This is a genomic window from Candidatus Culexmicrobium sp., assembly GCF_058356305.1.
On the sequence record NZ_JBTVBB010000049.1, the window covers coordinates 34,191 to 48,471 of the forward strand.

At 34.1% G+C, this 14,281-nt stretch carries 18 protein-coding genes; 10 read left to right on the forward strand and 8 right to left on the reverse strand.

Going from position 1 to position 14,281, the window contains the following annotated elements; all coding sequences use genetic code 11:
- Positions 1–68 precede the first annotated feature (68 nt).
- From ACW8TM_RS11445 to ACW8TM_RS11460, 4 genes are all read left to right on the forward strand, one after another.
- Positions 69–368 carry a PadR family transcriptional regulator gene (locus tag ACW8TM_RS11445; RefSeq protein ID WP_491533433.1) on the forward strand — a complete coding sequence of 100 codons (300 nt, stop codon included), beginning with the start codon at positions 69–71 and terminating at the stop codon, positions 366–368.
- 93 nt (positions 369–461) lie between these two features.
- Positions 462–746 carry a DNA-binding protein Alba gene (gene albA / locus ACW8TM_RS11450; RefSeq protein WP_491533434.1) on the forward strand — a complete coding sequence of 95 codons (285 nt, stop codon included), beginning with the start codon at positions 462–464 and terminating at the stop codon, positions 744–746.
- A 111-nt stretch (positions 747–857) separates the two neighbouring features.
- On the forward strand, positions 858–2,024 hold the full coding sequence (locus ACW8TM_RS11455; protein WP_491533435.1) for a pyridoxal phosphate-dependent aminotransferase: 1,167 nt from the start codon (positions 858–860) through the stop codon (positions 2,022–2,024).
- Between the two features lie 97 nt (positions 2,025–2,121).
- Positions 2,122–2,487 carry a cren protein gene (locus ACW8TM_RS11460; RefSeq protein ID WP_491533436.1) on the forward strand — a complete coding sequence of 122 codons (366 nt, stop codon included), beginning with the start codon at positions 2,122–2,124 and terminating at the stop codon, positions 2,485–2,487.
- 2 nt (positions 2,488–2,489) lie between these two features.
- Here the strand turns inward: ACW8TM_RS11460 and ACW8TM_RS11465 are convergent, their stop codons facing one another.
- The 5 genes from ACW8TM_RS11465 to ACW8TM_RS11485 are packed head-to-tail and all read right to left on the reverse strand — an operon-like array spanning position 2,490 to position 7,361.
- Positions 2,490–2,867 (reverse strand): cyclophilin-like fold protein, encoded by a 378-nt coding sequence (locus ACW8TM_RS11465; protein WP_491533437.1) that lies wholly within the window; start codon positions 2,865–2,867, stop codon positions 2,490–2,492.
- Between the two features lie 33 nt (positions 2,868–2,900).
- Positions 2,901–4,727 carry a helicase C-terminal domain-containing protein gene (locus ACW8TM_RS11470; RefSeq protein WP_491533438.1) on the reverse strand — a complete coding sequence of 609 codons (1,827 nt, stop codon included), beginning with the start codon at positions 4,725–4,727 and terminating at the stop codon, positions 2,901–2,903.
- Positions 4,720–6,345 (reverse strand): ATP-binding protein, encoded by a 1,626-nt coding sequence (locus tag ACW8TM_RS11475; protein ID WP_491533450.1) that lies wholly within the window; start codon positions 6,343–6,345, stop codon positions 4,720–4,722. The genes ACW8TM_RS11470 and ACW8TM_RS11475 overlap by 8 nt, the downstream gene beginning before the upstream one ends.
- A 43-nt stretch (positions 6,346–6,388) precedes the next feature.
- Positions 6,389–7,039 carry a type-4 uracil-DNA glycosylase gene (gene udg, locus ACW8TM_RS11480; protein ID WP_491533439.1) on the reverse strand — a complete coding sequence of 217 codons (651 nt, stop codon included), beginning with the start codon at positions 7,037–7,039 and terminating at the stop codon, positions 6,389–6,391.
- Positions 7,005–7,361 carry a hypothetical protein gene (locus ACW8TM_RS11485; RefSeq protein WP_491533440.1) on the reverse strand — a complete coding sequence of 119 codons (357 nt, stop codon included), beginning with the start codon at positions 7,359–7,361 and terminating at the stop codon, positions 7,005–7,007. Before ACW8TM_RS11485 ends, udg begins: the two co-directional genes overlap by 35 nt.
- Before the next feature lie 105 nt (positions 7,362–7,466).
- Here ACW8TM_RS11485 and ACW8TM_RS11490 point away from each other — a divergent pair, with 105 nt between their 5' ends.
- The 3 genes from ACW8TM_RS11490 to ACW8TM_RS11500 are packed head-to-tail and all read left to right on the forward strand — an operon-like array spanning position 7,467 to position 9,161.
- Complete coding sequence (locus ACW8TM_RS11490) at positions 7,467–7,709, forward strand: hypothetical protein (protein WP_491533441.1); 243 nt, start codon at positions 7,467–7,469, stop codon at positions 7,707–7,709.
- Between the two features lie 12 nt (positions 7,710–7,721).
- Complete coding sequence (locus tag ACW8TM_RS11495; protein ID WP_491533442.1) at positions 7,722–8,684, forward strand: deoxyhypusine synthase; 963 nt, start codon at positions 7,722–7,724, stop codon at positions 8,682–8,684.
- A gap of 36 nt (positions 8,685–8,720) precedes the next feature.
- Positions 8,721–9,161: a bifunctional nuclease family protein gene (locus tag ACW8TM_RS11500; RefSeq protein WP_491533443.1), complete on the forward strand. Its 441-nt coding sequence runs from the start codon at positions 8,721–8,723 to the stop codon at positions 9,159–9,161.
- Here the strand turns inward: ACW8TM_RS11500 and cysS are convergent.
- The 3 genes from cysS to ACW8TM_RS11515 all read right to left on the reverse strand — a co-directional run bounded on the left by cysS (position 9,156) and on the right by ACW8TM_RS11515 (position 11,815).
- Positions 9,156–10,577, reverse strand: coding sequence for a cysteine--tRNA ligase (cysS, locus tag ACW8TM_RS11505; RefSeq protein ID WP_491533444.1), 1,422 nt, complete (start codon positions 10,575–10,577; stop codon positions 9,156–9,158). The genes ACW8TM_RS11500 and cysS overlap by 6 nt on opposite strands.
- Before the next feature lie 80 nt (positions 10,578–10,657).
- Entirely contained in the window at positions 10,658–10,960 is a 303-nt protein-coding gene (locus ACW8TM_RS11510) for a hypothetical protein (RefSeq protein WP_491533445.1), read from the reverse strand.
- Between the two features lie 63 nt (positions 10,961–11,023).
- Positions 11,024–11,815 (reverse strand): undecaprenyl-diphosphate phosphatase, encoded by a 792-nt coding sequence (locus ACW8TM_RS11515; RefSeq protein ID WP_491533446.1) that lies wholly within the window; start codon positions 11,813–11,815, stop codon positions 11,024–11,026.
- A 394-nt stretch (positions 11,816–12,209) separates the two neighbouring features.
- Between ACW8TM_RS11515 and ACW8TM_RS11520 the strand changes: the two genes are divergently transcribed.
- The 3 genes from ACW8TM_RS11520 to ACW8TM_RS11530 form a co-directional block, all read left to right on the forward strand.
- Positions 12,210–12,989 (forward strand): DUF6754 domain-containing protein, encoded by a 780-nt coding sequence (locus ACW8TM_RS11520; protein WP_491533447.1) that lies wholly within the window; start codon positions 12,210–12,212, stop codon positions 12,987–12,989.
- Positions 12,990–12,999: 10 nt separating this feature from the next.
- Positions 13,000–13,677 (forward strand): hypothetical protein, encoded by a 678-nt coding sequence (locus ACW8TM_RS11525; protein ID WP_491533448.1) that lies wholly within the window; start codon positions 13,000–13,002, stop codon positions 13,675–13,677.
- 1 nt (position 13,678) lies between these two features.
- Positions 13,679–14,281, forward strand: a 603-nt coding sequence (locus tag ACW8TM_RS11530) for a hypothetical protein (RefSeq protein ID WP_491533449.1), incomplete at its 3' end; no start/stop codon positions are given.

Sequence of the window (14,281 nt, forward strand, 5' to 3'; positions counted from 1 at the left end):
CTCTCCTCCTCTTTTCCTAAAAACTATAAATATATTTCGCGTCGTAAATATTGTGGGTGTATCAATTTATGGCTTATAATAGGCTTGTTAGAAAGTTGACTAAGGAGAATTTATGGTTATATGTCATGAGTGTATTAAAAGAGAAACCTAGATATGGTTATGAGGTCAAGAAGGCCATTAGAGAGAAATTTAATTTTTCTCCTTCAACTGTGACTGTTTACGCTGTTTTATATAGAATGGCGAGGGAAGGTTTAATTAAAAAGGTTAAACGTAATGGTGAGACATACTATGTCCCAACGGAATATGGGTTGAAGACTTTTGAAAGAGCTAAAGAATTTATTAATTCACTTAAAAAACTTTTGTTCTAAACAAATTGTTTTTGTCGATTGTAGTAAGACTTAAATTTAATATATTCTCACTAGAATACGACTTCATTAAACAACTGCAACGGAGGGTGGAAAATGGCTCAACAGACTGGAAATGTTGTTTTGGTTGGTAAGAAGGGAACTATGAATTACGTTTTGGCAGTAGTAATCCAGTTTAATCAGGGTGCTCAGAATGTTATAATAAAGGCTAGGGGACGAGCGATCAGCAAAGCTGTGGATGTAGCTGAGATAGTGAAAACAAGATTTATGCCAGAACAAGTGGACGTCAAAAGTGTCTCCATTGGTACAGAGCAGGTTGGCACAGGTGAACAAATGCGCAATGTCTCAACGATTGAAATAGTACTAGAGAGGAAGGCCTAGAAATATTCAGTACTCTTAACCTCCTTTTTAATTTTATCCTTCTTAATTATGTTTAAATCGAAATAATTTTTAAGGACTATTGGTAAGTTTCGTTGTTAACGGTGTTGTGAAATGTTGCGCCTATCGAAGCGTGTATCTAATTTGAAGCCTTCTCCCACATTAAGTATAGCTGAAAAGGCGAATAGCCTTTTGAGAGAGGGAAAGAGTATAGTTAAGTTAGATATTGGGGAGCCTGATTTTGATACGCCTCATCATATTAAAAGTGCCTGTATTGATGCCTTAAAAGCTGGGTATACACATTACACGTCTTCTAGAGGTTTGTTAGAATTAAGGGAAGCTATTGCTGAATATTATTCAAAGCATTTTAATGTTAGTATTGATGCTGAGAGTGAAATAATTGTTACTCCCGGATCTAAATTTGCAATTTACTCCGTATTTCAATCAATTATAGATCCAGGCGATGAGGTAGTAGTGTTAACTCCTGCATGGCCTACCTATAATTCTTGTATAGTTCTTTCAGGTGGAAAAATAGTTGAAGTTCCATATTACTTGAGTTCTGATAAAGATGAAATGTTAAAAAATTCTATTAGTAATCGAACTAAAGCTCTTATTGTAAATTCTCCAAATAATCCTACTGGAAGTGTTCTGTTAAAGGATGATTTTAGATTGATATTAGATCTTGCTGATGATTATGATTTCTATGTAATTTCTGATGAAATTTACAGATTAATTGTTTATGATGAATTTTCTCCATTTACAATTCTTTCCTTAGTTGACTCATTTGATAGAGTTATTGTTATTGATGGTTTTTCGAAGGCTTATGCTATGACCGGCTGGAGACTTGGGTTTACCATTGCATCTAAAGAACTAATAAATTTCCTCGTTAAAATTCAGCAAAATTCAGTTACATGTCCAGTTGCTTTTGTGCAGATGGCTGGCGTAGCTGCTTTAAGAGGTGATCAAGAACCAGTTAAATTTATGATTAAGGAATATGATAGGAGAAGAAAATTTCTGGTTGATGCATTAAATTCCATTGATGGTGTAGAATGTTTATATCCGAAAGGGGCTTTCTATGTATTTCCGGACTTCTCTTTTCTTAGTATGAATTCAATGGAGCTTGCTGAAAGATTGCTTTTAGAGGCTGGGGTCTGTACTGTTCCAGGGAGTGTTTTTGGAAGGGGAGGTAAATTTCACCTTAGAATTTCATATGCTTCTTCGATTGAAAATCTTAGAGAAGGAGTTGAGAGAATAAGAATTTTTGTTGAGAATCTACAGTAAAATTATCTATTTGTTAAGCGCTTTCACTTTTCCATTTTCTTGGTTTAACACAATTACTTTAATATATCCTCTCTAGAATTTATTCTAGGTGAATATTATGTCAAAGATTGATGAATCATTTAAGATTGTTCCTCCTATTTCTTTGAGGGTGAATTCTATTGAGGATTTAGCTAGGTTTGTTGCTTCAATTGCTGCTTTGGGGCAACCTATTTATGTTTTACATTTTAATGATAGAGGTAAGGATGTTCTAGGAATAATTGCAGTTTACCGTGATTATTATAAGTTTTACGGAATGCCTATTTTCTATTACTATGAAAGTGAAAAGGAGATTTCTGGAAAATACTTTTTAGTTAAGGCGGAGGAGAGGGGGGAGCAAGTACTCATTTCGGAGGGTGTTAAGCCTGGATGGATTGCAGTTCCAATTATTAAGTTGAAGGAGAAGCCTTCATTTTTAAAGCTTTAATTTTAAGTTACTTCACTAATTTTTACTCCTATTCCACTGGATATATCTGTGAGATATTTTAGGCCTTCAATTACCTTTCCTATTAGTATGACTGGGTTGATTGTATTTGTGTCATCTAGACATATGAGTAATGCTTGTGATAATGGCCAGTATGCTACCTCGCCCTTTTTCAGATTAGTGGTGGTTTTTTCAGCTTTAAATCGCATTGGGAAGTGTATTATTATTTCTCTTCTATACTTTCTCATTCGTGTTATTAGAGGGAGTTTCCTTAGTAGTTCTTGAATTGTTAGTGGTGCATTTTTCCGTATGAGTTCAATTTTAACTGTTTTGTCTGTGGGTATTTCCAGTTTAATTATGTATTTTTCATACTTGCTATTCATGTTTTAACTTTTCTAAGTTTAGTTTATTTATTTTTACTGTATAAAGAATAGGCTTAATTCTTCTTTTAGTTCTGCTGCATCTTTTATTTTTTTCTTTGGACGCATCCAATTTGGGAGTAGAGTGTTGTATTTTAGGTATCTTTTGTCAAGATAGATTATTGCCCCTCTATCCTTAGGTCCTCTTATAGCTCTTCCAGCTGCTTGAGCTGCTTTCCACATGGATGGTATTATGTATCCATATAGTTTTCCAGCTTTTTTGCCGAATTTTCTTTCATAATATTTTATCTTGGCTTTGATTGATGGTGTTGGTTCTGGGAATGGTATTCCTACTAATATCACTACGTCCATTTCTCTTCCTGGATAGTCGACTCCTTCACTTGCTCTTCCTCCACATACTCCTATGTATAATGCGCCAGTTTTTCTTGCTTTTTCTTTGAATAAGTTTATTTGTATTTCATTTATTCTTGATGGCATTTTTTCTTCTTCAATAAATATTGGTTTTTTAATGTTTAATACTCCAGCTTCTATGATTCCTTTCAATACATTGTATGATGCTGTGAATACTCCTATTCCTGCATTTACAATTTCTGATGTTACGATTATATACTCTAGCATTTTCCTGTACATTTGAATGTTTCTTTTTTCATAGTCGCTAGTGACATTGATTGCTATTATGGATAGTATTTGATCAGGATGATATTTTATCGGTATTTCCATATACTCTGCTCGTTTTACTCCCACCATTTTGATGTATTCCTTATTAATGGTTCCAGAAAGGCTTATTGTTGTATGATAGTTTTTAAATATTCTGCGCATTATGTTTTTTGGGTCAAAGCATAGTATTTCGATTTCTCCTTCTCTTGTAATGAGGGTGAATTCTTCTTTCTCCTTTGCATTGTTTAATAGGGTTAGAAATTTCCCCAGGTGATGTATGTGTGATCTTGGAAGTTTGTTTTCTGATGCAAGCTGTCTTCTTATGCTCATGCCTATTTCGAGCAAATGTTCTGCTATTGCATTGACCTTATTTTTAGATTCTTTCTCTATTTTCGATATGAAGTTTATCTTCTCTATTATTTTCTCTTTTTCTGTTGAGTTTATTATACTTAGAATTTTGTTTGCTATTTTTTCTGCAGTATTTATATTATATTTTTTTGCCTCTATTATGGTCATTTTTAGACTTTTTTGTGTCAGTTTTTCACTTAATAGTTTTTGAGCTGTTTCTAATATGTTATGGGCTTCATCTATGATTAATATGCATTTTTCTTGATTTATTTTTAGTCGTTTAAATATCGGCTCTTTTAGCACGTATAGGTATGTTAGAGAGATCACCTTGTATTTTTCAATGTTTTTCCTTATGCTTTCGTAGGGGCAGACTCCATTTTCTAAGCATATTTGGGTTATGTTTTCTATTGATCCGATTGATGGGAGTTCTATGTTGTCTATTTTTTGTTTACTATAGTATGGGCATAGCTTTTTTCTTTTTATTTCGGAGCATAGTATTGAGAATGATTCAGCATCCATTTTTATTTCATTACTTAATGGTAAGGGGCACATTTCGCTTCTTGCTCTTATTGTGATTGCTGATATGATTGGATTTATTAAATGTATTCTTTTTGCTTCCTCTATTACTCGATCTGCTTCTCTATGTGTTCTACATATCCATAGTACTTTTAAATTGCTTTTTTCTGTTGCTTCTAATGCGCCTGTAAGTATACATATTGTTTTACCAAATCCTGCTGGTGCTTGTACAACTAAATGTTTCTTATCTAGAATTGCTTTTCTAGTTGCTTCTATTAGTTTTACTTGGTTTTCTCTGTAGCTTTTATATGGAAAGTATTTTGATATCATACTTTTATTCAATGTTATTAAAGGCCTCCTTGATCCATCTTTCAAATTCAATAAGGTTGTCTTGAATTTTCTGTAGTTTTACTATCAGCCCATAAATTTTACGAGTGTTCTTTTTAGTGGTTTTTTCTAGGTCTTCTATTTTTCTTTTTAATTCCTTTAATTCTAATTTTATTTGGTTGATGTTTTGTTGTTCATTTTTTATTATTTTAGGTTTTTCTTCTATCTGTTTTTTCCTTAGAACTGCGATTGCTGTTGATAGTTGAGTTATTTTTTCGTTTGTTCTTTTTATAAAGTCTCCTATTGATATTGGATTAATTGCTATTTTTGCTTTTCTTATGGCTTCCCATGCATCGTTTAGCTCTCTTATATCTTGGATTATTTTGCTTAATATTTCTTCAATCTTGCCTATTCTACTAGATGTTTCTAGCCTCCACTTTGATATTGATGATATTTCTTCAATTATTTCTTCAATGGTTGGATATAGAGTTCTATAATTATCGTTTTTTATGTTATTCTTTGTGACTTTCTTGTGATTTTTTCCTCTCTGGACTTTTTTCCCTTTAAAAACTTTTGTCCAGATTTTTTTCCCCTTGCTGATTATGAGGCATTCTCCTGTTTCAAGTTTTGCTATTTTCATTGTTTCATGGTTGTTTAGACCTAGTATTTGTGCTTCTTTAACTGTTAACTGTAATCTGTGGATTATTATGTAGTCTGAATTCCTAAATGATAATGATATTTGACTTGGCATTTGGGCTATTAGGATGACACTTACTCCTCTTTTTCTAAGTTCATTTATAATCAGCTCTGCTGTGGTTGGAGTTTGATTTAATTGTACTGGCGGTATAATGTTTTGTGATTCTTCTATTATTAGAATTCTTGGTTCAGGTGCATTATAGAACATTCTCAGTACTATATTTATTGTAAGCTTTTTTGCTTCATATGTTAGTTGAGATAAGTCTAGGGTGTCAATCTCCTTTAAACTCAAGTTGCCAGTAAACAATCCTAGCTCTTCCAGTGGGAGTAATCTTCTCAGTAGTGCATTTTTAATTTCTTTTTCAGTTTCACTTGCCTTTATGTTTTTTATTCTGCTGATTATTTCACTTAGTGTTTCTGTTCCCTTTGTCGCTTGGAGGAGGAATGCTTGTTGAGGAATGGTTAATTGAAATGCACTTGATATTGAGTCTATTATTTCATGTGGTGTTAGTTTTAAGTTTAATTCTTGAGGCTTAGCTGTTCTTCCATACCTATACTCTCCAGCCCAATCTATAATTAATTTCTTCTTTTTCGCAGATAATGCTATTTTCTTCGCTGTTTCTGTCTTCCCACTTCCCGTCATTCCAAAGATGACTACATGTCGTGGTTTTGATAGATCTATTATTACTGGTTTTACCGTATTGAAGCCTATGAGAATTTTATCCTTTGATGTAAGTGTTTTAAGTGAAACGTATAGTACTGAAAGTATGATGGGAATTATGACTATAGAGTAATTCCCTATTTTTTCAATTGTGTCTTGAATTATCTTTGCTATTTCTTGGTAACCTACCTCTCTTATTTTTATTGTAATTAACGTGATTATGAGTATTAGAAATGATAGTGCATCCTTTATTGATATTGAAGTTTCACCTTTAATTTTCCCTTAATATTCTATGTTATAAAGGGATAAAACTTCTCTGTTAGAATGTTAGGATTTTTATGAAGTCTAGTAGTCCTGTTTGCTTTATCTCTCCTTTCAATATTTTTCTAATTATTATAAAGTCTTCCTCTAAATATTTTTTAAATTTCGGATTGTATAGAGCTGCTGCTGGATGAAATGTTGGTATTACGTTTACTTTTATGTTTTCTATGGTTCCCATGTATATTTTTCCTCTAACTCTTGTTATTCCTCGAAATTGTATCTTTAATTGTTTCAAAATGAACCTGGTAGAATAGTTCCCCAGAGTAACTATTATTTTGGGTTTTATTATTTTGATTTGTCTTTTCAAATATGGTGTACAAGCTTTTATTTCCATTGGTTCTGGTTCTCTGTTATTCGGAGGTCTACATTTTAGTATATTTGTTATGTAGACTTCGTTTCTACTTAGTTTGATGCTATTTATCAACTGAGTTAATAGCTTTCCAGCTGCTCCAACGAATGGTCGACCTTGTTCATCTTCACTTTTTCCTGGAGCTTCTCCAATAAACATAATTTCAGAGTTTATATCGCCCTCTCCAGGTACTGGATTTTTACGAGTTCTCCATAAATTGCACTTCTTACAGTTTTTTATTTCATGTATTATTTTTTCCATTTCCTTAATTTTTGCTGCCAAGTCTCTCAGCTTCTTCAATCATTTTTTCTATTCTCTCACTTACAAGTTTAGCTATTTTTTCCTCTAATTCTTTTTCTTCTGTTGTTCTAAAGAGATGCTTTGCATCTTCTGGTAAGTAGTCGAATTCTTGAAGTAGATATTTTAGGGGTCCCAATACTTTGTCTAGTAGTTTTTCAAAGACTATTACGTATTCGTGTTCATCTAAATTGAATTTTTCCCTTGCTTTTTTTGCGGCTTCAATTGCTACTCCGATGCTTTCCACATATATGTGTATTGCATATCTTTTGGAGGCCTTATAATCTTTTGATGCTACATCTATGGGTGTAATGCGTCTGGTCAAGGTTCCTCACTTATTGGTAGTCGTAAAAGTTACTTAAAATCATTCCCTATATTGAAAATTAATTTTATATGGATGGTTTTCTCATATTCTCGAAAGGTGGTTTTAATGGGTGACTATAGGTATGTTGTTGACGTAGTTACTTTAGAAAAGACATTACGTGTTCCTAAAGAAATTCAAAATGAATTGAAGGGTGCTGTTGGAAGGAAAATGCTTAGGAAGATGAGATCTGAAGCTGTTGAGTGTCCTGTTAGGGGCAAGCTAACACCTTTTCTTGTATGTTTTACATGTAAAAATTTCATTAGGCGTTTTAGTGGGAAGGTTCATTGTAAAGGTTTGCCATTAGATTAATGGGTGATTGTTTTGAAGATTAATGATTTACTTGTTTCAGAGGTACGGGATGTTAGGATTGGAAATTATATGACTGTAAGTAAACTGGTTGAAGCATATGATGTAATGGGTGGTTTTTCTTCAAGATTTATAGCAAAGGCTAAAGAGATTGCTACTGAAATGTTCAGGGATGAGGAATGTACTGTTTTCTTATCTTTTACTGGAAATCTTATTGCTACTGGATTGCGTGGAGTATTATCTGAACTTATTTCTAAAGGGTTGATTGATGTGATTATTACTACTGGCGGTGCAATAGATCATGATATTGCTCGAAGTTTCGGTGGTAAGTATTTTCATGGTAGCTTTGATTTAGATGATGTTATGCTAAGTGAATTGAAGATACATCGCTTGGGAAATGTCCTTATTCCCCTTGATTCCTATGGTCCACTTATTGAATCTGTTACTTGGCGTCTTATGAATGAGATTTCCAGAGTCAAGGATAGATTTAGTGTACGTGAACTGTTAATGGAATTAGGTAAGCATATAAATGATGAGAATTCCTTTTTGAGGCAGGCTTACTTGAGTAATGTTCCCATTTATGTACCTGGAATAGTTGACTCGGCTTTTGGTACACATTTATTTATGTTTTCTCAGTCACGTAATTTTTCAATTGATTTATTTGAAGATATGAAGGAGCTTTCTGATATTGTTTTTGAGTCTAGGAGGAGTGGAGCTTTAATTATCGGTGGAGGAATTAGTAAGCATCATGTTATTTGGTGGAATCAGTTTAAAGGTGGATTAGACTATGCGATTTATATTACAACTGCAGTTGAGTATGATGGAAGTTTAAGTGGTGCTAGAGTGAGAGAGGCTATAAGTTGGGGAAAGGTTAAACCTGAAGCGAAGCATGTAACTGTTTATGGTGATGCAACTGTAATTCTCCCTATATTGCTCGCTTCAGTTTATGATGAACTGGGTGACTTAAGGCACACTTAAATATAATGACTTCTAATTTTACAATGAGGGAATATATTGAGTAAGGTTAGAGTTATTAGTTATAAAATAATGTTTAACCCCCGCTTTCAGTATCCGATACTTAGATGTACTCTTGAAGATGGCAGATTTTTTGATATGAGTTCAATACCTATTGATGCGGCAATTGCCATTGAGAGGTTGGCTAATGGAATTGATATAACAAGCGATCCTAGAATGATATTGGCTTTATTTTTAGCTGAGCTCCCATTTGTTGAGCATGCTTTAAGGGATGCCGTTAAAGAAGTGACTATAGATGATGTGCTTGAACATAGGGGAGGTTATGTTTATTGTGCTACTGTTAAAGTTAATATTAATGGTAAAATTTTTAAGAAAATTATGGTTCCAAGTAGTGCCATTATTCTAGCTTTATTAGCTGGTGCTGAGGTCTATGTTGACGAAAGATTTTTAACACCTTTCTTACCCAGTGAAAAGTCATAGTTTTATTCGCCATAATGTTTTGTCTTTCATATCTGATAGTTCGACCCCCATTTTTCTTAACTCAGATGCGATCCAATCTGCAGTTTCCCACTCTTTCTTCTTCCGATACTTTTGCCTTATAGATAATATTAGATTTATTAGTGATGAAATTAATTTCATTTCTCCTCCTTCTTTCTTTCTAAATTCCTTTTCGAATAATCCTAGTATGCTGCTTGCTTCTTCATATACTTTTAGTGCAGCTAGAACCGTTAATGGTTCAGGTGATTTTACTATTTTCTTATTTACTAGTGAAGTTAATTCATGGAGTTTGGCTAGTGCTACTGGTGTGTTAAAATCGTCATTCATTGCTTGGATGAATGAGTTTCTAATTTTAATTATTTTATGAAATGTTTCTAGAGTTTCATTGGTTGCCTTATATTTTTCAGACATTTCTTGCTTTATGTGATTTAGATCTGTAATTGCATTTAAAATTCTATTGTAGGCTGCTTTGGCATGTTTGAGTGTTTCTTCGCTGAACGCTAGTTGGCTTCTATAATGTCCACTTATTAAGTAGTATCGTATTTCCATTGGGTCATGCTTAGAGATTAGTTCCTCAACTGTGATTACATTTCCTATAGACTTTGACATCTTGTCTTTTCCCATTACTAGCATGCCTGTATGTATCCAGTATTTTACCCATGGTTTAGTTCCAAAGTATGCTTCACTTTGGGCTATTTCATTTTCATGGTGTGGGAATATTAAGTCTTCGCCGCCTCCATGAATGTCAAATTGTGATCCTAGATATTTTGATGACATTGCTGAACATTCAATATGCCATCCTGGTCTTCCCGGTCCCCATGGACTTTTCCAATATGGTTCATTTGGTTTTGCCTTCTTCCAGAGTGCGAAGTCATATGGCTTCCTCTTTCCAAGACCTTCTTCAAAGGTTTTTAATTGTTCTTTAGTTATATTGGATAGTTTTCCGTAATCGTCGAATAAATCTACTGAGAAGTATACACTTCCTTCTGCCTCATAGGCATATCCTTTTTCAATTAGTTTTTCTATGAATTTTATTATATCTTCTATATGTTCTGAAACTCTTGGATAGATATGGGCCCGTCTTATATTTAATTTGTCTGTGGCGTTGAAGAAGTCTTTTATATATTCTTCGGCTATTTGATGCCATTCCTTTCCTGTTTTGAGAGATTTCATTATTATTTTGTCTTCTATGTCTGTTATATTTACTATGTATAATACATTGTATCCTAGGAATTCAAGATATCTTCTTATCACATCGAATGCTACGTATGTTTTCGCATGTCCAATATGTGTTTTGTCATAGACTGTGGGTCCGCAGACATAGATTTTTACAAGGTTAGGGTCTAATGGTTGGAATGGCTCTTTTTTCCGGGTTAAAGTATTGTATATATACAACACAATATGACATCACCTTGTCGAAGTTAAAACTAAATATATTAAATAAAAATCTTTCGTTAACGTTAATTGTTATTCGTTGTTTATTTATTCATGATTGGGGCATATACTGTAGTTCTTCTATTGGATGAAATTTTCTCTACTATGCCCTTTTCAGATAGTTTTCTTAGTATGTCTTTAGCAATACTGACTCTTATATTGTATTTTGTTGCTATAATGTATGGTGTAACATAATTCATTTTTGATGTTTCTTTTTCAATTTGGATTGCTAGTTTATCTGGGACTACTACTTCCCTTATGTTTTTTTGTGGTTCAGGTTTTTTTGCTTCTATTCTTCTCTTTGGTTTTCTTCTTTTGATTGGTTTTTTCTTTTTTGGTCCTCCCAATATTTTACCTCCTAATTTATTGTCGATTTGTTTCCATAAGGAGTACTTAAATTTTATGTTGCTTTATGGTCTAATGATTACTAGTTGTAAGATCATTATTAGGCCTAACGTTATGAGTAGGACTGGGAATCTTAGCTTCCTAGATAGAGTTATCATCGTTTTAATTGATAACATGCCTGTGATGAATGATGCTAGAATGCCTAGAATGATTTCAATTGATATATTTTCCTTCAGTCCATAGATTCCAATGGCTAGTGATAATGGTATTGATGCGATGAATGATATTTTAATTGCATCTTCTCCTTTATATTTCCTTGCGAGTAGACATGAGATTGTAATTGCACTTCTGGATATACCTGGAATTATAGAGAATCCTTGAATTAAACCTAGTATGATGATGTCTCTAATATTGAGGGAATTCATTCCTTTTAGCTTATATCTACTTTTTTCTTTCAATAGTAACTGTGTGAAGCCTGTTATCACTAGGAAGAATCCTATTATCGACGTAGCTATTTCGGCATTTAATTTTTTTAAGTAGTACCTTAAAATTAGAAGGGTAGGTAATCCAGTCATCATGGAGATGATTGGTAAGACTAGAAGTATTAGGAAAATTGGGTCGTTCCATAGTTTATTTTCTAGTTTTTCTCTTATATCTTGAAAAATTTGTCTTCTAAATATTGTGATGGCTGTTAATGCTGTTCCTATGTGTAGAGTTAAGGATAGTTGAAATGCCTTGATGGGATTAATATTTAGTGCTTCCATTAAGATTACTGATATTTGACCGCTACTACTTATTGGCAGCCATTCTAAAAGACCTTGAATAACCCCCATCAGTATTGCTGGGATTATTTCCATAATAATCACTTATATTGCTATTAAATTTGTTGAGTCATTATGCACGGGTCAATCATCCCCTGCAAGGTCAGCCCTTTCGAGCTTAATCATCCTCAAGTAATGTAATAATTCTACTTTGTCTTATTAAATATTGCTTCATGGTTTGCAAATTTATTCTAATATTTCAATTCTAGATAGTCAGTGTAAGAAGATACTTTATTTTTGACTATAAATTCTAAATTTATCCTATATTTTTGTAGAAATCTCCTATAATTAATTCAAATTTTCTATTTCTTTTTTCTTAATCATGTCTAAAAAATTTTTTTATACTGATTTTTTTAGTAAAGGTTAAATATGTTTTTAGGATAGAAACGTATAGCAGTTAATATAAAAGTTGTTTTATGGAGAGAGAACTATGATTGTCTCAGGTAGACAATTGGATTTTGTTATACTAATATTATTCTGGGCCATTGCATTTTGGGCCTTCGACAGAATAAAGAAAGGATGGACAATAAACATTAGAAAAATCGCTGGCTTAGAGGCTCTAGAAGAAGCTGTAGGTAGAGCTGCAGAAATGGGTAAACCAGTTCACGTAACAACTGGATTAGGCGGGTTAACTGGCACTTGGGCTCCACTAAAATTGGCAGGATTGGCAGTATTTGCAGAAGTTGCTAGACTATGCGCTAAATATGATGTTCCAGTGATTTATTCGTGCTATAGCCATACGGTTATGCCTCTAGCACAAGAATTATATAGACAAGCTTTCTTGGCTGAGGGTAAACCTGAGAAAGCCAGGCCTGAAGAGGCCATCCGTTATCTTTCAAGCTCACAATTCGCCTTCGCAGCTGCAGTTCAAGGTATTGCTGAGCGTGAAAGACCAGCTGCAAATATAATGGTTGGACCCTTCTACGCTGAGTCATTGATCTTCGCCGAAACTTTCTTCAGAATTGGAGCCATACAAATCGCTGGAACTGCGAGAGCTTATCAGATACCATTCTTCGCCATAGTTGCAGATTACGTCTTAATTGGTGAGGAGTGTTATGCAGCTGGAGCTTACCTAACTAAGGACCCCGCTCAGACTGGCAGCCTATTTGTACAGGACCTTGGGAAACTATTTGCATTAATCTTCGGTTTACTAGGTGCATTACTATACTCTGCCGGTTCAAAGGCTATTTTAGATTTCCTTAAATGGTAGGTGATTATGTATGGCATCTGTTGCATATAGGAGATATGTACCCATTGCAATAACTTTCATAACTGGTATAGTTATAATTATACAGTATTTCCTTGTTCCAGCTAAACCTACAGAGCCTTATCAGATTACCCTTAATAGAATAGGTGGAGACTTAACAAACTGGGCAAATCTATTAGCAGCCTTTACTGTTGGCTTCGGCTTCACAAACATAATGCTAATACACATGAGGCATATTAGCCGTAAAACTCCTGGTCAATGGTACTATAGTGCTTGGCTTATATTTGTAGCTCTAGTTATGGCGATTATCGGTATTGGTGGAGAGCCAAGACTTGGATTAAATGTTACAGCTGATCAATATCGTTGGATGCAAATATATGTGTTCGGTGCTTGTGCTGGAGCTATGTACTCATCACTGGCCTTTTACATTACTTCAGCCACTATAAGATCTTTCAGAGCTAGAAACATTGAAACTGCAGCACTATTATTAGTTGGATTTATAACTTTAATGTCCAGGACACCATCCTTGCAAATATATTCTCCAATAGTTGATGCTGCAGATTGGATCAACAAATATATTGTAAAATCATCCTTCAGGGGTATAGCTATTGGTGCAGGACTTGGAGCTATACTGCTGGGTATAAGAACATTGATGGGCTGGGAGACTGGATACTTTGGAAGGAGGGATTAGGATGGGCAAGTCGCTTCTCGAGTATGTTGAAGCATTGCCAAGGGAATTCATTTATACACTTCTTCTAATCTGCTTATCCCTTCCACTGGTGAAACCTATAGGACTACCAGTTCCTGTTAGTGCAAGAGTTAAAGAATATCACGAATATATCAAGAACCTACCTGATGGAGCCTACGTCTTTGTGAGCATAGACTATGGTGTTAGCTCTCTACCTGCATTCGAGCCATTCATGATAGCTACCATGCATGACTTGTTTGCAAAGAATGTTAAAGTGGTCTTTGCTACACTATATAGTGATGGGCCAATATGCTATAGATCTGCAATTGAAAAAGTGAACCCAGATGCATATGGTAAAAAGTATGGAGAAGACTATGTCTTCCTAGGCTATGTCCCCGGTGGAGAGACTGCGAGAAAGGCATTAGCTGAAAATATTCATGCGGCTGTTCCAGCAGATTTCTATGGTACACCACTAGATCAAATTCCTATGTTAAAGGGAATTAAGGGTGCACCTGACTTTGAACTATTAATTAGCTTAACTCCATCTGGAGACGTAGCTATTGGATGGATTAGGCAATGGGTTACACCTTATGGTGTAAAGTACTTA

Coding starts and splice junctions, on each gene's coding strand:
- ACW8TM_RS11445 (WP_491533433.1), top strand. CDS start 69: ATGGCTTATAATAGGCTTGTTAGAAAGTTGACTAAGGAGAATTTATGG.
- albA (WP_491533434.1), top strand. CDS start 462: ATGGCTCAACAGACTGGAAATGTTGTTTTGGTTGGTAAGAAGGGAACT.
- ACW8TM_RS11455 (WP_491533435.1), top strand. CDS start 858: ATGTTGCGCCTATCGAAGCGTGTATCTAATTTGAAGCCTTCTCCCACA.
- ACW8TM_RS11460 (WP_491533436.1), top strand. CDS start 2,122: ATGTCAAAGATTGATGAATCATTTAAGATTGTTCCTCCTATTTCTTTG.
- ACW8TM_RS11465 (WP_491533437.1), bottom strand. CDS start 2,867: ATGAATAGCAAGTATGAAAAATACATAATTAAACTGGAAATACCCACA.
- ACW8TM_RS11490 (WP_491533441.1), top strand. CDS start 7,467: ATGGGTGACTATAGGTATGTTGTTGACGTAGTTACTTTAGAAAAGACA.
- ACW8TM_RS11515 (WP_491533446.1), bottom strand. CDS start 11,815: ATGGAAATAATCCCAGCAATACTGATGGGGGTTATTCAAGGTCTTTTA.
- ACW8TM_RS11520 (WP_491533447.1), top strand. CDS start 12,210: ATGATTGTCTCAGGTAGACAATTGGATTTTGTTATACTAATATTATTC.
- ACW8TM_RS11525 (WP_491533448.1), top strand. CDS start 13,000: ATGGCATCTGTTGCATATAGGAGATATGTACCCATTGCAATAACTTTC.